At 67.3% G+C, this 22521-nt stretch carries 23 protein-coding genes and 1 pseudogene; 16 read left to right on the top strand and 8 right to left on the bottom strand.

Features of this window, described 5'->3' with window-relative positions; translation table 11 throughout:
* From BLT25_RS30105 to BLT25_RS28495, 9 genes and pseudogenes are all read left to right on the top strand, one after another.
* Positions 1–262, top strand: a pseudogene (locus tag BLT25_RS30105) (hypothetical protein); the annotation flags it as partial.
* A gap of 14 nt (positions 263–276) precedes the next feature.
* The gene (locus BLT25_RS28460) at positions 277–2079 is read left to right on the top strand and encodes a type IV secretory system conjugative DNA transfer family protein (protein WP_091053058.1); all 1803 of its coding nucleotides are present in this window, start codon (positions 277–279) and stop codon (positions 2077–2079) included.
* Positions 2080–2093: 14 nt separating this feature from the next.
* Positions 2094–3023, top strand: a complete 930-nt coding sequence (locus BLT25_RS28465; RefSeq protein WP_091053060.1) for a DUF4913 domain-containing protein — start codon at positions 2094–2096, stop codon at positions 3021–3023.
* Positions 3016–5517: a toprim domain-containing protein gene (locus BLT25_RS28470; RefSeq protein WP_091053062.1), complete on the top strand. Its 2502-nt coding sequence runs from the start codon at positions 3016–3018 to the stop codon at positions 5515–5517. Before BLT25_RS28465 ends, BLT25_RS28470 begins: the two co-directional genes overlap by 8 nt.
* Before the next feature lie 34 nt (positions 5518–5551).
* A complete protein-coding gene (locus BLT25_RS28475; protein ID WP_091053064.1) occupies positions 5552–6082 on the top strand; it encodes a hypothetical protein in 531 nt (176 codons plus the stop codon).
* On the top strand, positions 6082–6861 hold the full coding sequence (locus BLT25_RS28480) for a GNAT family N-acetyltransferase (RefSeq protein WP_091053065.1): 780 nt from the start codon (positions 6082–6084) through the stop codon (positions 6859–6861). Before BLT25_RS28475 ends, BLT25_RS28480 begins: the two co-directional genes overlap by 1 nt.
* A gap of 153 nt (positions 6862–7014) precedes the next feature.
* Positions 7015–8088 carry a hypothetical protein gene (locus BLT25_RS28485; RefSeq protein WP_091053067.1) on the top strand — a complete coding sequence of 358 codons (1074 nt, stop codon included), beginning with the start codon at positions 7015–7017 and terminating at the stop codon, positions 8086–8088.
* Between the two features lie 99 nt (positions 8089–8187).
* Positions 8188–8616: a LexA family protein gene (locus tag BLT25_RS30765; protein ID WP_371113360.1), complete on the top strand. Its 429-nt coding sequence runs from the start codon at positions 8188–8190 to the stop codon at positions 8614–8616.
* Between the two features lie 50 nt (positions 8617–8666).
* Positions 8667–9905, top strand: a complete 1239-nt coding sequence (locus tag BLT25_RS28495) for a Y-family DNA polymerase (protein ID WP_256328856.1) — start codon at positions 8667–8669, stop codon at positions 9903–9905.
* A gap of 42 nt (positions 9906–9947) precedes the next feature.
* Here the strand turns inward: BLT25_RS28495 and BLT25_RS28500 are convergent, their stop codons facing one another.
* Entirely contained in the window at positions 9948–10859 is a 912-nt protein-coding gene (locus BLT25_RS28500; protein WP_091053072.1) for a hypothetical protein, read from the bottom strand.
* Positions 10860–10926: 67 nt separating this feature from the next.
* Between BLT25_RS28500 and BLT25_RS28505 the strand changes: the two genes are divergently transcribed.
* Both BLT25_RS28505 and BLT25_RS28510 read left to right on the top strand, forming a co-directional pair.
* Positions 10927–11115, top strand: coding sequence for a hypothetical protein (locus tag BLT25_RS28505; RefSeq protein ID WP_143033899.1), 189 nt, complete (start codon positions 10927–10929; stop codon positions 11113–11115).
* Positions 11116–11169: 54 nt separating this feature from the next.
* Complete coding sequence (locus BLT25_RS28510; RefSeq protein ID WP_256328857.1) at positions 11170–11955, top strand: hypothetical protein; 786 nt, start codon at positions 11170–11172, stop codon at positions 11953–11955.
* A gap of 119 nt (positions 11956–12074) precedes the next feature.
* Here the strand turns inward: BLT25_RS28510 and BLT25_RS30565 are convergent, their stop codons facing one another.
* Positions 12075–12203 carry a hypothetical protein gene (locus tag BLT25_RS30565; protein WP_256328858.1) on the bottom strand — a complete coding sequence of 43 codons (129 nt, stop codon included), beginning with the start codon at positions 12201–12203 and terminating at the stop codon, positions 12075–12077.
* A gap of 198 nt (positions 12204–12401) precedes the next feature.
* Here BLT25_RS30565 and BLT25_RS28520 point away from each other — a divergent pair, with 198 nt between their 5' ends.
* Entirely contained in the window at positions 12402–13427 is a 1026-nt protein-coding gene (locus tag BLT25_RS28520) for a hypothetical protein (RefSeq protein ID WP_091053077.1), read from the top strand.
* Between the two features lie 36 nt (positions 13428–13463).
* On the opposite strand, the gene BLT25_RS28525 is transcribed toward BLT25_RS28520, so the two are convergent.
* Together BLT25_RS28525 and BLT25_RS28530 are read right to left on the bottom strand one after the other, a co-directional pair.
* Positions 13464–14486 (bottom strand): tyrosine-type recombinase/integrase, encoded by a 1023-nt coding sequence (locus tag BLT25_RS28525; RefSeq protein WP_218131518.1) that lies wholly within the window; start codon positions 14484–14486, stop codon positions 13464–13466.
* A complete protein-coding gene (locus BLT25_RS28530) occupies positions 14483–14791 on the bottom strand; it encodes a DUF4326 domain-containing protein (RefSeq protein ID WP_091053078.1) in 309 nt (102 codons plus the stop codon). Before BLT25_RS28530 ends, BLT25_RS28525 begins: the two co-directional genes overlap by 4 nt.
* A 272-nt stretch (positions 14792–15063) precedes the next feature.
* On the opposite strand from BLT25_RS28530, the gene BLT25_RS28535 reads away from it, so the two are divergent.
* Positions 15064–16275 carry a hypothetical protein gene (locus tag BLT25_RS28535; protein ID WP_091053080.1) on the top strand — a complete coding sequence of 404 codons (1212 nt, stop codon included), beginning with the start codon at positions 15064–15066 and terminating at the stop codon, positions 16273–16275.
* 52 nt (positions 16276–16327) lie between these two features.
* The gene (locus BLT25_RS28540) at positions 16328–16789 is read left to right on the top strand and encodes a GNAT family N-acetyltransferase (RefSeq protein ID WP_176884390.1); all 462 of its coding nucleotides are present in this window, start codon (positions 16328–16330) and stop codon (positions 16787–16789) included.
* A gap of 323 nt (positions 16790–17112) precedes the next feature.
* On the opposite strand, the gene BLT25_RS28545 is transcribed toward BLT25_RS28540, so the two are convergent.
* Positions 17113–17325 (bottom strand): hypothetical protein, encoded by a 213-nt coding sequence (locus BLT25_RS28545; protein WP_091053083.1) that lies wholly within the window; start codon positions 17323–17325, stop codon positions 17113–17115.
* Positions 17326–17580: 255 nt separating this feature from the next.
* On the opposite strand from BLT25_RS28545, the gene tcmP reads away from it, so the two are divergent.
* On the top strand, positions 17581–18696 hold the full coding sequence (tcmP, locus tag BLT25_RS28550) for a three-Cys-motif partner protein TcmP (RefSeq protein ID WP_091053084.1): 1116 nt from the start codon (positions 17581–17583) through the stop codon (positions 18694–18696).
* On the opposite strand, the gene BLT25_RS28555 is transcribed toward tcmP, so the two are convergent.
* The 3 genes from BLT25_RS28555 to mobC form a co-directional block, all read right to left on the bottom strand.
* Positions 18693–19439, bottom strand: coding sequence for a DUF5131 family protein (locus BLT25_RS28555; protein ID WP_091053086.1), 747 nt, complete (start codon positions 19437–19439; stop codon positions 18693–18695). The genes tcmP and BLT25_RS28555 overlap by 4 nt on opposite strands.
* A 111-nt stretch (positions 19440–19550) precedes the next feature.
* A complete protein-coding gene (locus BLT25_RS28560) occupies positions 19551–21332 on the bottom strand; it encodes a relaxase/mobilization nuclease domain-containing protein (RefSeq protein ID WP_091053087.1) in 1782 nt (593 codons plus the stop codon).
* Positions 21329–21670: a plasmid mobilization relaxosome protein MobC gene (gene mobC / locus BLT25_RS29620; RefSeq protein ID WP_143033900.1), complete on the bottom strand. Its 342-nt coding sequence runs from the start codon at positions 21668–21670 to the stop codon at positions 21329–21331. Before mobC ends, BLT25_RS28560 begins: the two co-directional genes overlap by 4 nt.
* A gap of 373 nt (positions 21671–22043) precedes the next feature.
* Here mobC and BLT25_RS29625 point away from each other — a divergent pair, with 373 nt between their 5' ends.
* A complete protein-coding gene (locus BLT25_RS29625) occupies positions 22044–22355 on the top strand; it encodes a hypothetical protein (RefSeq protein ID WP_143033901.1) in 312 nt (103 codons plus the stop codon).
* Positions 22356–22521 lie beyond the last annotated feature (166 nt).

Consider the following 22521-nt stretch of genomic DNA (forward strand, 5'->3'; position numbering starts at 1 on the left):
CTCCCGCACCGAGAAGGACCTGCTGACCAGCTGGGCCGAAGGTGGCCAGGTCAACCCGGTCACGGGAGAGAAGGCACCCCCGCGCGGTCGCGGAAAGTTCCTGTTCAAGGTCGGCAAGAAGGCCGGTGTGCCGTTCAAGCTCGACCTCCTCGACGTCGAGACCGGAGTCCACGACACCAACCGGGCCTGGGCCGACCAGATCGAGGCGATGCAGCGCGCCGGCGACGACGTCGACGACGACCTCGACAGCGCGGCGTACTGAGTCAGGGGAATGTGATGACGATCTTCAACGAGCGCCCGAACAAGCGGGCCAGCGTCGGCAACGGGGAGGCCTGGGCCTTCTTCGTCACCGCCGCTGTCGTGGTGCTGCTCCTCGTGGGATTCGCGATCGTGTGGACCTCTGCTGCTCTCGCCGGTCGTGGCCAGGGTGGCCCGGTCCTGTGGCTTCTCGACCGTGGCACCGGTGGACGGTGGTCGGGTCTGGCCACGATGTGGTTGGTTCTCCTCTCCTCCCTCCTCCTGGCTGGGTTGTTCGCGATTGGCCGCACGGTGCGCAAGGCGCTCGCGGGCCGTCAGTGGACCGACCCGCTGGCCTCGTCGATGTCGACCCGAGCCGACATCGCCGGGCTGGCGTTGGACAAGGTGGCCGAGGACACCGAGCGGCTGGGAGCTCAGGCGGCAGGCTGGGGCGTACGCCTGGGCCAGGCGGTCCTGACCAGCCAGTGGGTGGCCTCAACCTATGAGTGGTCGCAGATCTGGGTCATGGGCACCCGGGCGGGTAAGACCCGCTCGGTGGCCGTGCCGCACCTGACCGAGCATCGAGGTGCGGCGGTGACGACGTCGAACAAGCCCGACATCGTCTACCTCACCCGTGGGCCGCGGTCTGAGCTCGGCCGGTGCTGGATCCAGGACCCCCAAGACATCTACGGCGAGGGCGCCACGTGGTGGTGGAACCCGCTGACCTTCGTCACCTCGCTCGCCCGTGCCGAGGAGCTGGCCAGCATCTGGCTGGCCTCGCGTACCGGTGGCGACATCGCCTCCTCCACCGACGCCTACTTCGAGCCGATGGGCCGCGAGCTCCTCGCAGATCTCCTGATGGCGGCCGCGGTGGGGGAGGAGCCGGTCACGCGCGTGCTGGAGTGGCTGCAGTTTCCTGACGGCAAGTCCGGCATCCCCGACCCGCTGGAGATCCTGCGGCGCCACGGTCTGCGTGCCTCGGCGCAGAACGTCGAAGCCAAGATCGATGCTGCCTCCGACGAGCGCTCCGGCATCTATGGCACGGCCCGCTCGGCGGTGGGGTTTCTCCGGAATCCCGCCTATCTGCCGTGGATCACCCGCACCGGCTCGAACGATGACCGGCCGGAGTTCAAGCCGACTGACTTCGTACGCACCGGGCAAACCCTGTACATGCTCTCCAAGGAGGGTGCCGGGTCGGCGCGCGCGATCACCGGCGCGCTCACGGCGGCCACCTATGCCGCCAGCGAGGAGCTGGCCGAGCGGTCCGGCGGCCGCGTGCCGACCCCGATCATGTTCGTGCTGGACGAGGCCGCGAACGTGTGCCGTTGGCCCGAGCTTCCCGGCCTTTATTCGCACGCCGGCAGCAAGGGAATCATTCTCGAGGTCATCCTTCAGTCCAAGCGCCAAGCGGAGCGGGCGTGGGGCAAGGAGGGCTTCGCAATGATGTGGTCGGCCGCGAACATTGCGGTGGTCGGGCGAGGCCTCAACGACGCTGACCACCTGCATGACCTGACTGCGCTGATCGGCGATCGCCAGGTGCGCGATGGGTCTGTGACCGTGGGCCGAGGTCACCGGTCGACCTCGCACCATAACCGCGACGAGAAGATCCTGACTGAGGCCGATCTGCGCGCTCTGCCGACCGGCCGCGCGGTGCTGTTCGCCGCTGGGCATCGCCCGATTCTGCTGCAGCTGGTCGACCTCGCCGAGCGCGAGGACGCCGAACGCATCAAGGCCAGCCAGGCCGCGTTCCAGCGCAACGGCGACGTGGACCGGGTCGACGACGTCGACGACGCCTCGAACGTCGTCGAGCTCAGCAAGCGCACCGCCGAGAAGGCCGGATAGGGGAGGGGAGTGTCATGGAGCGCAACGACGACTACTTCGACGATGAGACCGAGGAGCTGACTCCGGCGGCTGCCGCACCGAAGGGCTCACCGTTCGAGCCGGATCCGGACCTGATCGCGACGGCGCAGGAGGCATTGCGTCTCGCTGAGGCGGCCGCGGAGACGGCCGAAACGGCGCATGAGACGGCCGAGGACGACCTCGCGGACGCCGAGGGTGCGGTTGCGGTCGCTGAGTTCAAGGTGACCGACTTCGAGGCCGACTCAGGGCTTCGGGAGTGGGAAAAGGCAGCCGCGCGCGAAGAGCTGAGCCGCGCCAAGCGTGCCTACTCCCGCGCGGTGCAACGGCTGGGCCGGGCCAAGGTCCGGCTTGAGGACACCGCGGCAGCGCTCGAGCAGGCCTCCGCGGCTCTGGACCAGGCCGAGAAGACTCCTGCACCCTCGCCGGAGCCGGAGGAGCAGCCGCAGCAGCGGTTCGCGTCGCTGCCGGTGTTCGTGGAGGAGTACGTCGTACCGAACTGGATCCACAAGCTCGGCGAGAACTACGCCGGCTCGTGGTGCACCAAGTGGTGGGAGCACACCGAGGCGATCACCAGGCTCGAGGCGACCTGGGAGGCCTTCGAGGTGATGCGGTTGCAGCCGCCGCCGTCGCTGTCGACCTGGATCCGAGATCACCTCGACGTGCACATGCGGGCGCTGACCGCCCCGCACGGGGTCTTTCACAACTGCAACGCCCGCGAGGGCGACCACGTGCACGACCCGCGCCGGCCGTGGGCAGTCGCGAATCCGCCCGAGGGCCTCTTTGAGGTCAACAAGGACGCACTGGTCCACGGACGCAGCGACGCCGCGGCTGCTGAGCCGGGTGAGCGTGATGACGCTGAGTACGACATCAGCGCCTACGAGATGAACGGGATGGTCAACGAGGAGACGGGTGAGGTCAATGTCTGATGAGTTCGAGGTCGGTCACGAGATGGACCGGGCGCTGCGCGCTGCAGTCACTGGTCTCGCGCAGATCATGGAGCGTACGGCGCGACGCAGCGCCGACGAGTCCCGCGCGGCCGCCGCGGAGGCGCGGCAGGAATGGCTGGCGCACCGTGACGCAGCCCGGCAGCAGTATGTGCCGTGGCTGCAGCCCGGCGCCGTCGAGAAGACGGATGGCCGTCAGGCCTCGCGAGTCTGGGCCGTCGCCGCGGGCTGGTCGACCATGGACCCGCTGGCGAAGGCGGCCGAAGAGCAGCTGGCCGACCGGATCAAGCAGGCCTTCGGCGAGCACCCCTCGGTGCTGGTGCAGCAGACCGACCTCGCAGCGCTGCCTGAGCAGACGCAGGTGCCAACGGTTCTGACGATGCAGGAGGCACTCGGTCTCGCGCAGGAGCACGCGCCCTTCTACTACCGCGCTCACACCGATCTCACCCCGCGGGACCAGCTGTCCCCGGCCGGCGACCTCCCCTCCTCACCAGCCGAGGAGCGGGTCCTCGCGGACTGGCAGACCTACGCTCAGACAGGGGCGCTCCCGGACAGGTCCCGGTGGGAGGCATGGGCTGCCTACACGGGCCGCGCGGACGACTTCGACCCTGAGCAGTGGCGTACAACGACGGGCGAGCTCGACCATGAGTCGCGCGATGCCGCCTTGGAGCGGCTCTGGGATGAGGGTTCCGAGGAACGTGGCCTTCGCGATCTCGAGGAGCACCAGGTCGCGATGACGGCTGCGGGGATGGGCCAGCTGCGTACGCAGGTCGCGGCCGCCCCGCCCGCCGCGGATCCGGAGCAGGTGCCAGCATGGGTTCGGCTGGTCGACGAGCGCGAGTTCTCGGCCGCCTCGCAGCAGGAGATCTCCCAGGCATGGCGCGATGCCCGCTCGCGGGCAGCGTCAGGCGATCTGGCCGCACAGGCCGCAGCGACGCAGCTGAGCGAGCAGATCCGGAAGAAGCACGGGATCAACCCTGATGAGTACGTCATCGGTGCCCTCACCGAGCGGGCGGCCAACAACGCCGAGAACGCGAGGAAGGCAGCAGACAAGGCCCGGCGTGCTCAGGAGGCGGCCCAGCCGATCACTCCCACCAGGGTGATCCCCGGCCCGACACAGGAGCAAGGCCGCTCGACCTCACCCGCCCCTCAGGTGACGGTCCCGGGCGAGGCGTACGCGACGGCGCCCCTGACCAGGGAGCGTGTCCTCGAGCTGAACAGGGTTGCGCAGGACTATTTCTCCGGAAACATGCGGCCGGGCACCACGGGGCAGCGGTACTTCGTCGACCGCCTTGGAGAGGGCGTGGTCGACGGCCCGTGGGCGCTGGGGTACGCGCCGCCGGGGTGGACCAACCTGACCAACCATCTGAAGGGTCACGGTGCCTCCGATGAGGAGATCCTCGCCGCAGGCCTTGGCCGACGGTCCTCGAAGGGGAACGTGATCGACTACTTCAGAGATCGGGCCATGATCGGCGTCCGCGACCGCGACGGCGATGTCGTCGGGTTCGTCGGCCGCGACCTGTCCGGCGACCAGCGCGCCCCCAAGTACACCAACTCGCCGACGACCGCGGCCTTCACGAAGTCTGAGCATGTCTTCGGGCTCGCCGAGGCGCCGGAAGGTGCCCGGATCGTGCGCACCGAGGGCGCCTTCGATGCGATCGCCACCAGCTTGGCCGGCGATGGCGAAGCGGCGGGTGTTGCCCCGATGGGCACCGCGATGTCGGCGACACAGGCCTCGCAGATCGCGAACCGGGCCGTGGACGGGCGGGTCTGGTTGGCCAACGACAACGATGCCGCCGGACAGATGGCGACCGAGCAGGACTACTTCGCCCTGGCCCAGCAGGGTGCTCAGGCGCGGCACGTGGTCGTCCCTGAGGGCGACCCGGCCGAAGCCTGGCAGCACTACCCCGGTCTGATGCGGTCGACGATGTCCACCCTCGACGACGCCCCTTCTGCGGCCGAGGTGGTCGTCGATCGCTATCTGATGACGAACGGCGAGGCTCTGGCATCGCGAGACCGCGACGCCCGAAGCGGGCTCAACGACCTGGTCGCTCGGGTGACCGCGACGCTGGATGACCCGATCGAAGCCCGTCTTCTCGCCGAGGAGGCCGAGCGTCGCCGGCGAGAGCTGGTCGACCAGGCCGCCACCGCCCAGGCCAGCAGTACCAAGACCAACGAGGTGGTGTCCGCGGACCCTACTGAGGGCCGGGACGGCCGGCCGCCGCACGTGGAGGAGCGTCTCGGCGAGCACAGCCACTCGACGAGCGAGCCGACCCAGCCCTACAACCGGGCCGACTCCTCGGACCTGACGAACGTCTCCCCACAGGCCCGGGAGGCACGGGTCGGGTCCGGTCACGGTTTCGCGATGTCGACCAAAGACGCGATCGAGCAAGCGGCCAACGGCCACAAGGGACTCGCCGCCAGGCCTGACCGCGGTGGCCAAGCACCGCGACGCGGCCGCAGCCGGTCCAAGTAGCCATCCAACCCGCGCACAGAGGAGAGGACACCTGATGAAGCCAGAGCACGAGCGGGCTATCGGCGCGGTACGAGCTGCGTTGGGAACGAGTGACCAACTGGAGCGGGCTCAGCTGCTCACCCAGCTCACTCGAACGATCTACGACCACGCGAAGTTCACTCGCGGCGACGACCGGGAAACGCCCGAACGAGATCGCCTCGGACGGATCGTCGACGCAGTCCTGACTTACGAGAGCGACCTCGTCCAGCGTGCCGGTGCACGACGCGATGCTTCCGGCAAGCCGGGCATGACTGCGATGGAACTGGTCGACTTGATGCTCGATCGCGCCGACCTTGAGAACGAGCAGGTGACGTACGCGATCGTCGCTGCCCCTGGGACGTTCCAAGCCTCGATGTACGGCGGGTGTGAGGTGGTAGAGGTGCCATCTCAGCGCCGCGGCGAGCTGATCGTGGCACCGGTGGTCGACTTCGGGGAGCGTACGACCGCGCCGACCTACGTCGCCGAGGTGAGCACCGGCGCCGTTTCGGTCGTGTCGGCCCCGGACCTGAACAGGGGAGCGTACTGATGGGGAAGGGAGCCCGGAGCAGAGCACGCCGCCAGGCGTCGATGGCGGCCCGACGCGAGACGGTCCAGCTGAAGCGAGCCGGCGAGCTGTGGCCAGGGCTCGCCGACGGGATCCCTTCGCGTGCCGGGGCCCGGATCCGGCTTGCTCGGCCTGACGACGACGCGGCGCTTCGCCACTACATCATCCAGGCCACTGAGGATGAGGGGACCAACGACACCACCAAGCCGGTCCCCATCGCGTGCCCAACGATCCTCGCGGGGCTCCGCGACGGCAAGGAGGGATTCCAGACGGCGTTCAAAGACGCGTGGGTCAGCCTCGACCCCGAGACGGCCGACGACCAGATCCTGGTCGGCTTCTCGCTCGTCGCGGTCGACGAGAACGACACGGTGATCGGCTCGATCTCGGTATGCCCGCCGTACAACTTCCTCAACACCATCATCGACGACTTCTCATCGCGGGAAGCGCACATGATCCTCCTCCAGACTCAGATGGGGATCTCGAAGATCACGGCGGTCGCGGTCCGCGAGGATCTGCGGGGCCAGGGAATCGGGGCCGACCTGGTCCAGACCGCTCTGCAGGTGATCCGGCGATGCAACATCGGCATGATCGTGCTCGGGAGCTGCGAGCCAGACCGGGCAGTGTTCTACCGCCGCCTTGGGTTCACGATCTCGCCAGTCGACGAGCCGATCGACCTTTACAGGGCGATCGGGGTCCACGCGATGCTCGAGACCCCCGATCATCACATCTTCAGCATGAGGCGGCAGGTTCGCTACCGCTGACCGGCCGGGAGCGTTCGGGAAAGCCGGTTGGGCCAGCCTCCACTCGGCTGAGTAAAAGTCGGGGTTGTGAACAGACGTTCGACACGGGACGATTTTCTGACGCCGAGGAATCGACTAGACGCCCCGACCCGGGCGAGGGGGAGAAGGACAGCCATGACGCGGGACATCAGCACGCGCGAGGACGAGGGAGATCTCGTCGAGGTGAGCGGGACGAGCCTCCTCGCACCAAGCGAGGCCGCGGAGCCGACCGACGACGTCGTGGAGCAGCTGGCGCAAGCCGCGTGCGGCAACGAGGTGTCGGTCCTGAACATGGCTCAGTGTCACGACGAGCTCGCCGAGGCGGGTCTGGCGATGCCAGACATCAACGCGCTGGCCAACGCGCTCGCCGATGGGCGCCACCTCCGAGAGGAGTCCACACCGGTCGGTGGCCTCACAACCAAGGCCTGGATCGTCGCAGTCGCAGGATTGTTCGTGTTCTTCACGGCTGCACACCTCACGGGCTCCGAAGTGATGAGGACGATCGCCAACGTCTGGCTCGCCGCCGTGCTCGTGCTGATGTTCATCGGAGGAGCGTCCGCCTACGCCTACGCCAGAATGAGTGACGGCCGCCGAGAACTCGAAGACTTCTTCAAGCTCCGGGTGCCGATTCCCGCGGTGACCAGTCGCCGGCGGGCTTTGGCGATCGTGTCGCGGAACGTGAGTCAGCAAACCCTCGGCTGGGATCGGCGCCAACTGCTCAAGAGGGCGCGGGAGGCTGCCACCGACGTGGTCGGGAGCGAGGTATGGGCGCTGGAGATGTTCGACACTCACCGCGTACGCGTCGACCTGGTCGAAGAAGTCCGGACCATCGCCCAACGGGTTCGAGTGGTGACCTCGGGCACCACCGGCGGAAACCATGCGCCGGCGAGCATGCATAGAGCACTGATCGACTCGACCAACGACCGGGTCAAGGCCTTGGAGCAGTACCGCGACCAGGTGCTCGCCGTCCAACATGAGATGGACCGACTGCGGCGCGCCGAGCTTGAAGAACTCGGCGAAGGTCGACTCATGGAATGGCTCGTACAGAGCGGCGCCGACCAGGGTCAGGTCACCGAGCTGCAGAGCCTGGCGGCCGAGTCGCGGGCGGCCGCCGCGACGATCGCTGAGACGCTTTCCGCCATGCAGCCGACCGCAGCGCGGCTCGGCACGATCGCGGGACAGCGAGAAATGGAAGAGCAAGAGAACTAGCCACTGGCGACACCTGGTGGCAGCGGCGGCGGGCCGGGGCATCGATGCCCTTGGCCCGCCGATCTATATGCCGAACTGCGCGTCGGTTACCCTGACAACATGTCGAACAAACGTTCGAGTCGGGCGAGCATCGCTGTCGAGACGACTGCGTCTTTTCCCAACCCTGCGCAGGATTACTACGCGGGGCCAATCTCGCTCGATCGACAGCTGGTACGTCGACCTGCGTCGACGTTTGTGCTGCGGGTGACCTCGGAGGCTCTAGCCAGCATGGGCATCCGCGCGGGTGACGAGATCCTCGTTGACCGTTCCCTCCCTCCCCGTCCTGGCCGGGTCCTGGTTGTGCTCATCGATGGCGAGCACCGCCTCGGCCGGCTGGAGACCCTCGGCGGCCGCGCTGTCCTGATCACCGACCAGGAGGAGCTGATACTGCGCGCTGAAGATGAACCGTGGGGTGTCGCCACGATCTTGATCCATCACCTCCCTCTCGGGCCCGGCGGCACGCCAGCGGTCGCCCGCGAGGCGGGGTGAGGACGAGTTGGGGTCGCAACAACTCCTCGCCCCCAGTGGGGCTCATCGACGTGCGGAGTATGTACGTCAGCGTCGAGCGTGTCCTCGACCCCACTCTTCGGGGCGCACCGACCATCGTTCTGTCCAACAACGACGGCTGCGCCGTCGCCCGGAGCGACGAGGCCAAGGCCCTCGGGATTGCGATGGGCCAGCCCTGGTTCGAGATCCGCGAGCGTCCTCATCTCGCCGCAGTTGTCGCTCGTAGCAGCAACTACGAGGAGTACGGCGCCTTCTCGAGCCGGTTCCACGAGACGGTGGCGACGCTCGCATCCTCGACCGAGGTCTACTCCGTTGACGAGGCCTTCGTCGGCTTGCCGCGCAGGAGCTCGACCGGCGACCAGGCCGAGACAGCGGCCGCGATCCAGGATCGTGTTGGTCGCTGGACAGGACTGCCGACATCGGCAGGAGTCGGCCCCACCAAGACGTTGGCGAAGGTCGCCCAGCGCCACGCCAAGAGCATTTCTGCCCCGATGGTCGATCTCACGACCTGGCCCCACGACCAGGTCGGCGAGCTGCTCGCCGCAACACCGGTCTCGGAGGTATGGGGCATCGGGTCTCGGCTGACCCAGGGGCTCGCAGGTCTCGGCATTCACACCGCAGCCGACCTCGCGTACGCCGACGCCGGCGTCCTCCGCCGACGGTGGTCCGTCGTGCTCGAGCGGACCGCCCGCGAGCTCGCCGGGGTGGCATGCACTCCGGTCGGGTTCACACCGAAGGACCGTCAGCAGCTGATGTACTCCAGGATGCTCGGTCAGCCTGTCAGCAGCCGAGACGAGATGAGGTCCGTCCTCGCTCAGTACGCCGCGACGGCCGCCCGCCGCCTGCGGGCCCACGGCCTAGAAGCTGCGCTGATGCAGGTGTGGATCTCCTCCAGCCGGTTCCGCGACGATGTCGCTCACCACTCGACATCGGTCGCGCTTGATCCACCGACGAACGACCCGATGAGGGTGATTTCGGCCAGCCGGGCGGTCTTGCCAAAGATGCGCGAGGGGCACCCTTACAACCGGGCCGGCATCCTGCTCACCGGGCTCGGCCGGGCGGGTGCCCAACCGTCGCTTCTGGTCGATCCTGAGGACCCGACCCGCCAGCGGCTTGCGGCCGCTGTTGACGCGATCGCCGACCGTCACGGACGGGAAGTCATTGGTTGGGGGCCCACAGGTCTTCGCGGCTCGCAGCGCTGGGACATGCGGCGCGAGCGCCTCTCGGCCTCGCGGACGACTAGATGGGAGCAACTTCTGACCGTTCGATGAGCTGACGACGGCGGCCGCTCCACAGGGACCAACGGGGACGCTTCATCCCCCGATCGAAGGCCCCGCAGTCAGTTCGTGCGGAGTGGACGCCGCCGTGAGCTCGGTGAGCTCCGTCCAGACCGGGTGGCAGCTGCACTCTGCAGAGTGCCAGCGCCACGGAGCCTCCCGGTGCAGCCGGCGTCTCAACGCACGTGCGGCGTCAGGGCCGGCTGTCGAGCGCCACCGATACTCCGGGAGCATCTCCGCCCCATACCGGTACAAGCGGCCGCCGATTCCGAGTCCCGTGTATGCCGACCATCCCTGGCTGCCGCCGGGCACCTCGGGTTCGTCTGGACGATCGGGGTCGATCGAGCCGATGGAGGAGGGCTTGGAGAACACGAAGCCCGGGTTGTTGCTGTAGCCGAAGTGTGCTCGTAGGCCGCTGGCCTGGTGCTGAACGATCAGTCCACGGCGTCCTTGAAGGTCCACGACGTACTCGTGGAGGATCACCGGGTCCACAGCGACCACTGCCCGGCGTTCGACCTCGGCCACGATGACCTTGCGAACCTGATCGGGGGTCAGCCGCTTGGCGAGCTCTGCCATCTCGGCGACCTCCCCGTAGCCGATCAGCTCACGCAAAACGGATGGCGGATCACCCGTGAACAGCGAGCTCAGCTCGTCGAGACGGGCGAGTGCGATCCGCCCGAACGGGTTCCCCTCGACTCCCTCCTTCTCGAAGAAGTCCTGCACCACACCGGAGATGATCCAGGACATCAGCGCATCCCAGTGCTCACCGGTGACCACCTCACTGGCGGCGACCATCCGACGTTGAGCAGCGCGATGGGTGAGCCACGCGAACGGCGCGCGGTATGCGGGCCGACCCGAGAGGACCTCCTCCGTGAGGCGGAGGCGCGCAGCGGTACGCACGTACTGTCGCGCATGGGCGCGCAGGGCGCCGTTCCCGGGAGCATCCATGCTCTGCACCATATTGCTGAGCCGTTCTGATCACCGGGTTGAGACCGAACAGACGTACGATCTGCTCGTGGCTTCCGAACCTGACCTGGTGACGCTTTACGCCTCCGCGCGTCCTCGTCCCGTCGACGGCGTCGACGATGGCCGGCGCGAGGAGATCACTGTTACTCGCGCGAGCTATGAGGACGCCCGCGAGGCGGTGGATGCCAGGGTCCCGGAAGGCTGGCAGCTGCTCGGCCTCAGCACCTGGCCCTGCTAGGCCGGCCAGCAGAGCATGTCGATGAGCCCCGCGCCCAACCACAAGGCGACCCCAGTGCCCGGATCAGGCCCCTGCTTGCTCTGCGGCACCAGCGCCGAGCCGACGGTCGAACACATCATCCCGCGGACCCTGTGGAAGCGGTTCGGGATCGACCCCGACCGGCCGGATCTCGCTCGGTTCCGGACGACGCTCTGCAACAGACACAACGAGGCGACCAGCAAGCTTCATGTGCGGTCCGACATGATGAAGCTCATCGAGACCGGCGAGCTCGTGACCCGCAAGACCTTGGACCATCTCAGTGACTGGGCGATCTGGGTCACGCTGCTCTTCGCCCTCGAGCGCGGCTCCGGCGTCCTGGGTCCCGAAGCCAGCCGAGAACTGCTCCTCCGGCGCTTCGACACCGACCGCGCCGGCCCACCCAAGGGCTTCCGGGTGTATGCCGCGAAGGTCGCCTCCTACGTCGAGCCAGCTGATCCGCGCACCGTCCCTTACGTCCTCGCGCTGCAGAGCGACTCGCGAATCACTCTCGATGCAGCCGGTGAACCCAACGGGTTCACGATCAGGGAGGGACCCATCAACGCCTCCGAGTCGATCGGGCTCGGCAAGCTCGTGCTCCTGGTCGTCGGCCTCAGCTTTCCCTCCGGCCCCGATCACAACGAACGCCTGGACGAAGCCGCAGCTCAAGTCGGCCTGGAGCGCATCCATCCGCCCGGCCGGACGCTGCCGACTCTGACGCCGGCCTCGGTCAACATGACCGACATCAGCAAGGTATTCACCGTGCTCCCGATCGGCGCTGACCCTTCGCTCCTGCCGAAGGGGCTCCAGAACCTTTTCGGGTAAGAGACGTTCGCACGACAGGCCCAGAGTGGGCGTACTACTCTCGATGATGTGGCCCGCACGTGCGGCTTCGGGTCCCAGCCGGCTGCAACCAGCTGGGACCTCCAGCCTCCGTTACGACCTCACAGGTCGTGCCACGTGCGGAACAGGATGGCGGCGGTCTGGATGACCTGAAGCGCGATGCGAAGCCAGGTCAGGCATCCAGTCCGCCGCGTCGGCGGCCGCTCCGGGGGGTCGTGCTGTGTGTCCACGTTGTCCTCCTTCGAGGTGCTCCAGCGCCCGGACGGCGCCGTGTGAGACCAGTAGAGACATACCTCCACCCAGCGATCCAGTAGACTGAAGGAACGCCCTAACTGGCCAGTCGGCAACCTCAACAGATGATCAGGATGCAGGGAGCGTCTGGCCAGTTAAGACGTCGCAACTGAGTTGCCATAACCTAGGGGGAAATCTTGGCCAGCACCCGGATCGTGGACTTCACGCGGAAGCCCACCGACAAAGAGCGTGAGCAGCTTCAGCGTCGCCTTGCGCGCCTCCAGGTCCCGGGTCTGCCGGAGCACCTGGAGCGCATCGAGGCCAAGCTGCTGGCGCACGAGCGATCCGCTGGCAAGCTTCGGACCGAGGGTCTTCGGCTGCGACAGCCGTTCTCCTACCTGGAAGAGCCCATCGACGGCGACTTTTCAGACCGGAAGGCGCCACCGCGCCCGCTCCGGCCTCCGGCGACACGGATCTCCAACAGCCTCGGCTCGGCGCTGCGCCTGGAACTGACGACCCTCGCGCTGCTGCAGCTGCGCCGCAAGCCCGGTGTCCGAGCGCGCCTTAGCGATCTGGAGATCCCGATCGCCGGGGACAGCCAGCACGCCGGCTGGGCTGACCTCGTGGCCGCGCTGCCCACGGACAGCAACGTAGGCGGGCACTTCTACAACTCCCGCGACAAGCGGGCTCGTACCGTCAGGTCGGCACTGAAGCGCTTGGAGAAGGACGGGCTGGTTGACGCCTCCGCTGGACCCGGAGCTAAAAACCGGTTCGAGAACTTCGTCCCGCTCCACGAGGCCGGAGCCGACGCCCGCGGCGAACGCGAGGAATACACCATCCCCGAGTTGGGATCCTCCTTCGTGTTCGCTGTTCCGCCTGGGTTCATCCTCAACGGCTGGTTGCATGTACTCGAAGACTCCGAGATTGCGGTGCTGCTCATGGCCGCATGCGGGGCAGGGGGTTGGTGGGACCGAGACGGCCAGGTCTTCTCCGGGGAGGTGCGGTTGCTGCACTACGGCATTCACCGCGCACCGTTCGCGGCCGCGCGCAAGACGCTTGAGTGGTTCGGCTTGCTTGACGTGGAGGAGATCGATCGGCACGTGGATGGCCGCGCCGAGTTCAACCTCCATCGCGTCCACCGCATTACCCTCCGTGGCGCCGGTTTCGAGGTACAGGCGCTGCCCGCGATCCAGGACGCGATCGAGCGACAGCTCAAACGCTGAGCCAAGAGGCGAGCCGACGGCCGCACGCGTGCCCTGTCAGTCTGCAAGGTACGCGACCAGGGTGTAGGCCGGGTGCCTATCGAGATTGTGTCGACCTCGGTCGTAGCGGCGGGTGGTGCGCGGGTCGGCATGGCCGGCCGCGTCCTGGACATCCTCGAGCGGGACGCCGGCCTCGCGCGAGAGGGTCACGAAGGTATGCCGCAGGCTGTGCGGGGAGATCCGCTCGGCATGCTCGATCCCGGCCGCTTTCGCGATGCGCCGGATCAACCGGAAGGCGCCGGGCTGGTCGAGACGGGTCCCGTTCTTCGTGATGAACACCGGGCCCGTCTCCCGGGCACCCACGTACGCATCGATGAGAGCCGCGGTCGTCGGGGCGAGCACGACGTCGCGACGAGCTCCGCCCTTGCGGATGATCGTGAGCGTGCGGTGCCCACGGATCACGCCGAGATCCTCGACGTCGGCGTTGAGCGCCTCGGAGATCCGCAGGCCGTCGTGCAGCAGGAGGGCGACCAGCGCTCGAGCACGCGTGGAGTGCTCGGCGGCCTGAGTCAGGAGGGCCTTGGCCTCGACGCGGTCCAAGCCCAGGGTCGGGGAGTCGGCCGGTGCGCTGGGGCGCTTCACGTGCTCGACCGGGGAGCTGCCGAGTATGCCCTCGGCGACGGCGTACTTGTAGTAGCCGGCCAGGGTGGAGAGTCGGCGCGCGATCGTCGACGGGGCCGCGGTTGTCTCCAGGTGTCGGCTGTAGCCGGCGACGGCAGCGCGGTTCGCGTCGAGCGGGTCGATCCCAAGACCGGCGCACCAGCTGAACCAGTCGGCCAGGTCCCGGCCGTACGCGCGGCGGGTGTGCCCGGAGTAGTCCAGCAGGAACCGATGGCCGAGGGCCTCGGCGCGCTGCTCGCGGGGTAGCTGCCACAGCGGCTCGAGGAACGTCGAGCGCAGCTCCTCGACCGGGTCGATGACCACGGCCGCATCGCTGACCGCCGAGACGACCGCCTCACCATCGCTGTCCTCGAAGACGCCGTCGCCGTCGTCGCTGGGCTCGTCGACGTCGTCACTCACGCCGTCTCCTTCGTATCCGAGGCGAGGATCTCCAAGAGCACGTCGACATGGCAGGGCAGGTCGGGCGCGCAGTAGCAGGCGAGATCGTGGCCGGCGAGCTCCTCACGGGCCTGCTCGACGAGCTCGGGGTGCTCGGCCAGGTACTTGCGGTAGGCCGCGACCGCGGCCGCGTTCGCCTCCGGTGACCGCTGGCCACTCGGCGGCCGGTACGGGTTTGCCCACCGGCTCGTGCCGGCGACGCTCTTGGCGCCGGGCGGGAGGTGCCCACCCCGGCGGCGGGACTGCTGCAGTCGCTTGCCGGCCACCCTGACGCCCCTCTCCTCGCGGCTCGAATTCTATCCAAATCATGACATGATAATGACCCTTATCATGTCATACATTGTCGGCACGGCCTGCCTATCAAACCTGTCGGTGACTCATGGGATACTCGTTCTGATGTTCGACCGACGAACTCCATCGAGGAGTTCGCTCCAACGCGCGGCCTGTGGTCTTTACCGCAGGCTGCCCTGTGTTCCGGGGGGATCACACGGTGGTAGAAGCCTCACGAGTAGCAAAGGCCGCAGCCGCGGACCAGAACGTGTTCATCATCCCTGCCCAGCGTCGCTCGCGCCTGGCGGGCGAGCTGCGGTCGATCGGCGCTGACCGACTGGCGATCATGCGCATTTCTTCCGCCGCGGTCGGGTTCATCGAGTTCGTCGCCGTGCTCTCTCGGACCGTGATGGATGAGGACGGCACCGGGCTGATCGAGCGACTCAGTGCCACCATGACGGCACTCGAAGGGAATCTCGGCCTCGACCTCGACAACTTCCCCGAGTTCACCGAAGCCCAGATGACCACCGCCGTGGAGCACATCACGCGCGCAGAAACTCGGAAGTTCTACCGAAAGCTGCTCGGGGCGGCCGCGTACGACCGCCTCGCCCATGCGGTCAAGGACGACTCGGCCGCCGTCCTCGCGGCGATGCGGCATGGGCTCACCGCGGTTCGACCCATGGTGGTTGCTTTCCAGGACTCGCTGGCTGTCCTGACGCCTGGCCAGATCGCTGCGATGGGGTTCGGCACACCTGAGACTCCCGCCCCGTCGTACGTCCAGCTCATGCTGCAGATCGACAAGGTCGTCACCCACCTCCTCGACGCGATGGAGCGCGACGCTCTGGATCGGCTCTTCCCCGAGGGTGACGCAACCCTCGATGCAGGAACCATCCTCCAAGCGGTCGAGGAGATCAGGCCTCTCATCTCCCAGGACCTGCAGAGCCGGTTGAGCGTGGTCAACGACGCGCTCACCAGGAAGGTCCGTGGCGCACGTGACGCCCTGGACCACTCCGCCGACGGCCCCGCGCAGGCTGCCAGCAGCCTGGTGGAGTTGATCGACCAGTCGCTTCGTGCTCAGCTCAAGGGGGTCGATGTCGTGGACTGGGTGCAGAACAAGTATCCCGGCCGAACCCGCGACCTCGTCTACGAGAAGAACGGGATTCTGCGACCCGCCAAACGGGCCGAGGTGCTATGTCTCGTCTACGGGCCTGAGTCCTCCCCCGAGAAGGTTGACCCTTTCCGGGAAGCAGCCGTGGCCTCGTTGGTGACCGCTCGCCGAGCCCTTGAGAAGGTCAAGCACGAAGACGCCGACCCTGCCGGCGACCGGCTGGTGGTGGAGGAGATGATGCGGGCAGTCCAGGGTGCCCTGGGTCTGACATTCCGCTTCGCGGCGCTGCGGATGTCCATCACGGAGATCGGCGAAGCGGCAGCCGCAATGGAGGCTCCTCCCTCGACGCAGGCCGTCGAGCTCACCGCCTAGTGAAATCATCCAGCCGAATGAATTTGGAGCAGCAGCGCGATAGGAGCGGATGATGATCGTCGTCGAGGAAGTGCCACCCGGTGACCCTGCTGCCCAGACGCTCCTCGGGGAGTGGAAGCCGGAGATGGATCTGTCGACGTCCGGTGACCGTCACTTGTATCTCATCGCTCGGATCGACGACGAACCAGTCGCCGTTCTGGAGGGCACCCACGACTACACGGGGTGGCAGCACCTAGAGGACTACCACCACCTTGGGGAGGAGGACCTCGGGTCGTACATCTCCTCCCTCTACGTGAAGCCATCCCACCGCCGCCGCGGGATAGCGGACGCGCTTCTCGACTGGTTCATCGACGATGCTCGGCGCCAGGGGTCTATCGCGGTCGTTGCATGGCCTGATGAGGACGACCTTGGTCGGGACGCGAGAGTGGCGCTGAACCGAAAACACGGGCTCGAGTTCGGACGAGTCCACGAGGGCTTCCAAGAGCCGTGGCTGATGGTGCTGCCGTTGCGTTGACCGTTGGCCTGCCGGCGATCACCTAGTCCTCAGGAATGAGTCGTACAGCTTCATCGCCTACGTGCCTCTCGAGTCAGAACTTCAGCGGTTTCACCCTCACGCAGCGGGTGAGACACGGTCCAGGCCGCCAGAGCGTCCCAACAGTGGTCCTCGGAGCCGCACGCGATGAGCTCGAGCGAGGGTGGGCGGCCGGCCAGCTCTGGATCTGGGTGCTCGCCTGTCGGGTCGCCGACGAAGTAGACCACCGCGAAGTGTGAGAGCTCTGCCATCGTCGTTGGTCGATCGCCTAGCGCAGCGGCATCCCCAGCCACGCGCTCGGGCGGTCAGATGTCGCCATCTCCCCGGTCCGGCTCCCCAGCGCCGGCACCAGCGGCCCGGCCGGTGATCCTCGCCTGGCCTTTCTCGACGAGCTCGTCGACCAGGCCGAGAGTCTCGGTGTCGAGGTCCGCGACGCGGTCGCGATACGCGACGAGGGTCTCGTGAGCCTCGTCCGGCACGACGACCGAGATCGTCACGCGGGGTTCGTCCGTCGTCATTCGCTGTCCTTGAGGTAGCGGTCTCTGCCCGCAGCGTAACCCCGAAGTGGAGCTCTCCAGGGCCGGGTTGCTCGCCGGCGCGGCACAATCGGAGATCGAGGATCAGGCCCGAAGGGGTCGCCGGGGCCGGCCCTACTAAGGCCACCGACCCCAGTCCACGTTTCGCTGCACGAGCGGCCGCTCGACGACTACCGTTACTTGTCCAGCAGGTCGTCGCGGGGAGGAACGACCGGCGCCCTGGAGGAAGCAGGAACGATGGCGAAACGCCGAGACCCGTTGCCGACTCGGTGGGACCGTCCGGCCCACACCAAGGCCAAGCACGACATCCTGGTCAAGTACCTCCAGGCGTGGTACGGGATCTTCGGCAGCTCAGCCTACGTTGACAAGGTCGGCGTGCTCGACGGTTTCGCTGGCCCCGGTGCCTACAGCAAGGGCGAGTTCGGCTCTCCGGTCCTGGCCCTCGAGGCTCTGATCGAGCACAACCATTTCGCACGGTGGGACGGCACTAAGTTCATCTTCCTCTTCAATGAACAGGACCCTGAGCGCTTCGACTCCCTGAAGCAGGTTGTGGACGAGGATCTGCCGCACCGATGGGATCCGTGGCCCAAGAACGTCAAGGTGCACGCACACAACGAGAACTTCACGGATCTCGCCGAAGGCCTCTTGGGCGAGATCAAGCCCGGCCACAGCCTGATCCCGCTGTTCGCGTTCATCGACCCGTTCGGCTACCGCGATAGCTCGATGGATCTCATTCGGCGCCTGCTGCAGTACGACAAGGCCGAGCTGTTCATCTACTTCGACTTCAACAGCGTCAACCGGTTCGCAGGCAAGGGCCAAGCGGTCGACGCGCGTTTCGAGGAGCTGTTCGGCTGCAACGAGTTCCTAAAGGCACCTCCGCGCGGTCCCGAGCGAGGTCAGTTCCTGCACGACCTCTACGAGGACCAGCTCAAGAAGGTTTGCTCCTTCGCTCACGTCCGCAGCTTCGCCATGGTGAACAAGACTGGGCATATCGGCAACTACCTGTTCTTCTGCACCCGCAACCTCGACGCGTTCGACAGGATGAAGTACGCGATGTGGAGCCTCGACCCCACAGGGGACTACCGGTTCGAGGATCGACTCGCGGACCAGCAGGTTCTGTTCGACCATCTGGACACGCACCCTCTGCAAGACGAGCTTGCCCAGCACTTCGCCGGCCAGACGGTCGACATCGACGTCATCAGGACTTATGTGATCGCGGAGACGCCGTACTACAGCGGGCATCTCAAGCGGGACACGTTGGCGGTGATGCAGCGGGACGGCCGGATCACCTCGCCGAACCAGCGCCGGCGAAACCAGTACCCAGACGGCACGCTGGTGACGTTCCCGGCCTAAGCCGTGATCAGCTGCGGCATCTCGTCGTATGTGCGACCGTCGAGCTCGCGCCCGTTGGCCTTCGGGGTTCGCCCGCCCCACTGCTTGAAGAAGAACGCGACGCCCGCCACCGCGCACTGGTCACGGATGTCCTCGACCCACCGCCGATCCATCGGGCGGGCGCGGGGCCCAGACTCGCCGCCCGCGATGACCCAGTCGATGCTGTCTAGGTCGAGGTTCGGCAGCGCCGTGAGGAGCGGCTCGCAGGACAAGAACCGGGTCTTGGCCGGCGTACGGCGAAGGTGGTCGATCCGGTCGACGACGTCGTCGGATTCGACGGAGACGCCCATCCACAGGTTTTCGGGCCAGTCCAACTGATCGGCGATCCGCGCCAGCCGGTGCGACCGCTTGGTCAGCACTTGGTACGTGTGTTGGGGGGTCTCAGCGATGACCGCGAACACATCCCGGATGAAGTCAAGCGGAACTCGAGCGTGGAAGAGATCGCTCATCGAGTTCACGAACACGACCCTCGATCCCGACCAACGGTAGGGATCGGCAAGCGACCTCGGGTGAATGGTGACGTCGAACCCTGGTCCTGACGTCACGGGGTTGCCGTCGTTCTGATACTTCTCGGCACCCATCGCCTTGAGCCGTTTGGCCAGCGCGAGCGCATAGCAGTTGTCACAGCCGGCCGCGACGCGGTCGCATCCAGTCACAGGGTTCCAGGTGACTTCAGTCCACTCGATCGCACTCTGAGTTGCCATAACCCCTCCTCAGGGTCGAACGCAGGTTCGACCCTGCCTTCCACGGTAGTTCACACAGTCACCGTGCGCCGCGATATCGGGGGCACGTTCGCGCATTCATCACAGATGCCATCACCTACCGCGAGGACGCCTCGGACCGTTGTCGCGCTCCGGCTTCTGAGCGGGCGCGTCCGCGTCGCGCGGGACGGCCGCGTCGGGGGCCGACGCGGGCGCCGTCGCCGGGGCGCCGTCGGGACGTCGACCATGGGCTGCCTGTTCGACAGCCTTGCGAGCAGCGTCGCTCACTTCGCCCGGCGCCACTCCGTGCGACCGCTCCTGGTCACGACGTTCCCGCAGGATCCGGTCGGACTCTCGCTCAGCTGGTGTCCGGGGACCGGCCGGGTCAGCGGGCCGGGTGGCGATGTAGTGCTCGAGTTCCCGCAGCGCCGGGATGGCGCTGTTGCGGAGTGCGGTAGCGGCGGCGAGCTCACCACGTGCCTGTCGGGCGTCGCTGATGGCATCAGCGGCGCGAGTGATCTGCTGGATGACAGTGAGCCAGCCGGTGTGCTTGCTCGACCCGCTCGCTCGCAGAGCGAGTTGGATGTGACGGGTCGCCATCTCCGCACCGCTGAGCCCGGTCGGCACCTTCGGCTCGACTGTCGTCGTCGCGTCCCAGGTGTCCTCGAGCGTCTGCCGGGCGAGGATGTCGGCCGAGCGTCCTGCGTGCATCCCGAACTCGGCACCACGCCCGGTTGCCAGCACCGTGGCTGTGCCGGCAAGACCCGCGGCGGCGTCGTTCCATGCAGCCTTGTCGTGCGGGTCCAGACCGGCTAGGTGGTCGTTGAAGTCGCGCAGGTTCTGCTCGGCGACCGCAAGGTCGACGTCGATGTCGCCCGACACCTGCAGAGGGTCGAGCTTGGTGGCGTCGCCGGCCCACAGGTCGCGTGCGAGCTGTGCCGACTCGGGTGTCTCGGTCCAGTTCTTTCGCAGCTTCGACAACGTCAGGTCGGAGGCGAGCTTGCTCGCGGTGAAGGCCACTCCCCCGCGCAGACCGACCTTGTAGCCGGTGACCTGATCCCGGTTGCCGGGCTCCCAACGTGCGGCCTCGATGCGCACGCCGCGGTGCGAGAGGACGTTGTTAATGAACTCCGCCTCGGTGTGCGACTGCTCGGCCGCCCCGCGGACGATGCGCTGCAGAATCACCCGGTCCGGCTCGGCCGGACCCGTGCCGTCAGCTGCGCGCTGGCGGGCGATATTGTGCTCGGCGGCGGTGTGCCCCTTGAGCGTCGGGGTGTTGGCCTGGTGCTGCTCGTCGTGCAGCGGGGTGATGAAGTCGAGCTTCTCCAGCGTCTCTCGGCGAACCTGCTGCGATCGGATACCCGAGTTATGCACCGGCAGCATCGAACCGTCGCGCAGCGTCGTGCACATCGCGATGTGGATGTGATCGTTGCCGTTCGTCGACTCGCCGTGGTGGACCGCGAACCAGACCGCGTCAGCGTGGTCCGGATTGTCGATGAAACCCATCCCCCGCATGTAGCGCTCCGCGACCTCCTGCCACTGCTCGTCGCTGATCTTGCCCTCAGCAGCACTGAGCGAGATCGTCGCGTGGAACACGTGTGCCTGCCCTGCCACCGCCTCCTCACCAGCTTTGAGGTTCTCGCGGCTGATACCCCCGAAGCCGGTGCCGGTGAGCGCGAGCTCGGGCGCGTACTGACGTCGCCACGACGCCTCCAGCAGTCGCCCCACCTGCGTCGCCTGACGGGAGGTGAGCGCGGCGTCGCCCCACTCGGCGTGGATCTCCGGGCTACCGGCGACCATGCGCTGGTTGGTGTGCTCGTTCGCCTTTCCTGGCCCGTAGAGATAACGGGCCAGGCCGGCGGCGTCCTTGCCGGTGCCGAGGACTCGGATGATCACCGGTCCTCCTCGATGCCGGGCACGAAGCGGTGCAGGTTCGCGATCTCGTCGCGGAGCTCTGCGATCGCCGTCGCAAACAGCGCCAACGTGCTCTCGAGCTGAGCCGTGTTGATCCGCTCCCCCGAGTTCGCGGCTCGCGCGATCTGGTTCAGGTTGTTCGCCGCATTGGCGAGTAGTCGCCGTGCGCCGATCATGCCGAGGACGGCCTCTTCAACGCCGGCCGCGGCCTGCACCGATCCGGCCAGGAGTGCCCGCTCGTAGAGGGCGGGGCGACTCACGCCGAGGTGCTCGGCCATGGCCTGGACGCGGGCCCACTCGGCGTCGTTGTGACGGATCACTGTCCGGTGCTCGCGGGGACCGTCCGAGTTCCGGTGTCGCCGACGAGCGGGGCCAGCTGAGCTGGTCTCCGGTCGCTCGTCGGTCATCGTCTGTACCCCTTCGTTGCATGGGGCCGCGCGCTCAGCGGCCCCCCTTCTCGGTCTGGTGCCCGGCCGCGTCAGCGGCCTTAAAGGCACCATACCGTACATCTTGCTCCCGCCGGAAGACCTGACAGGTTCACGCACCTGATCGCTGGACAGATTCGCCAGGCAGGCCACTACCGGCTGCGCACCGCGTAACCCCGAAACGCACAAACAGGAAAGGCGCCAGGAGGAGAGGGGGTAGGGACAAACGCACGGACAACCGGACGCACCCGCACGTAATCTGAGCGACATGAGTGAACAGACGAGCAGCTTCCTGTACCGCGCCGAGCAGTTGCTCGACGTGCGGCGAGCAGCGATCAGCGGGCTGGAGACCGCGGCTGCGAAGCAGACTGCAGCGGAGGCTGCGAAGGCTGCCGCGGACCAGGAGATGCAGCAGGCCATCGAGGCAGCGAAGCGAGCCGGGTGGACCACCAACGAGCTGCGTCAGCTCGGACTTCCGGTCGACGCACCTCGACGCAGCAAGAGCGGATCGCGTGGCGCTCGTCGGACGTCCCGGGTCTCGGCGGCGGCGACGCTGGGTGCGGCATCGTCGACGACGTAGCCGAACTGAGACGCAGCGTCGCCGCTGGTGACGCACGTTGCGACGCTGCGATGCCGCCGACCTAGCGCACCGGTTGGTGCTGCAACCTGCTGCAGCCTCCCCCGGCGCTGGCCGCGCCTCCCTGCGGCACGATGCGGCACCGCAGACTGCGTCGTTGGTGCAGCGG

The sequence above is a fragment of the Nocardioides sp. YR527 genome (assembly GCF_900101045.1).
In the GTDB taxonomy this organism is placed as follows: Bacteria; Actinomycetota; Actinomycetes; order Propionibacteriales; family Nocardioidaceae; genus Nocardioides.

Coding starts and splice junctions, on each gene's coding strand:
- BLT25_RS28475 (WP_091053064.1), top strand. CDS start 5,552: ATGAAGCCAGAGCACGAGCGGGCTATCGGCGCGGTACGAGCTGCGTTG.
- BLT25_RS28470 (WP_091053062.1), top strand. CDS start 3,016: ATGTCTGATGAGTTCGAGGTCGGTCACGAGATGGACCGGGCGCTGCGC.
- BLT25_RS28460 (WP_091053058.1), top strand. CDS start 277: ATGACGATCTTCAACGAGCGCCCGAACAAGCGGGCCAGCGTCGGCAAC.
- tcmP (WP_091053084.1), top strand. CDS start 17,581: ATGGCGAAACGCCGAGACCCGTTGCCGACTCGGTGGGACCGTCCGGCC.
- BLT25_RS30765 (WP_371113360.1), top strand. CDS start 8,188: ATGTCGAACAAACGTTCGAGTCGGGCGAGCATCGCTGTCGAGACGACT.
- BLT25_RS28485 (WP_091053067.1), top strand. CDS start 7,015: ATGACGCGGGACATCAGCACGCGCGAGGACGAGGGAGATCTCGTCGAG.
- BLT25_RS28500 (WP_091053072.1), bottom strand. CDS start 10,859: ATGGATGCTCCCGGGAACGGCGCCCTGCGCGCCCATGCGCGACAGTAC.
- BLT25_RS28465 (WP_091053060.1), top strand. CDS start 2,094: ATGGAGCGCAACGACGACTACTTCGACGATGAGACCGAGGAGCTGACT.
- BLT25_RS29625 (WP_143033901.1), top strand. CDS start 22,044: ATGAGTGAACAGACGAGCAGCTTCCTGTACCGCGCCGAGCAGTTGCTC.
- BLT25_RS28480 (WP_091053065.1), top strand. CDS start 6,082: ATGGGGAAGGGAGCCCGGAGCAGAGCACGCCGCCAGGCGTCGATGGCG.
- BLT25_RS28545 (WP_091053083.1), bottom strand. CDS start 17,325: ATGACGACGGACGAACCCCGCGTGACGATCTCGGTCGTCGTGCCGGAC.
- BLT25_RS28540 (WP_176884390.1), top strand. CDS start 16,328: ATGATCGTCGTCGAGGAAGTGCCACCCGGTGACCCTGCTGCCCAGACG.
- BLT25_RS28555 (WP_091053086.1), bottom strand. CDS start 19,439: ATGGCAACTCAGAGTGCGATCGAGTGGACTGAAGTCACCTGGAACCCT.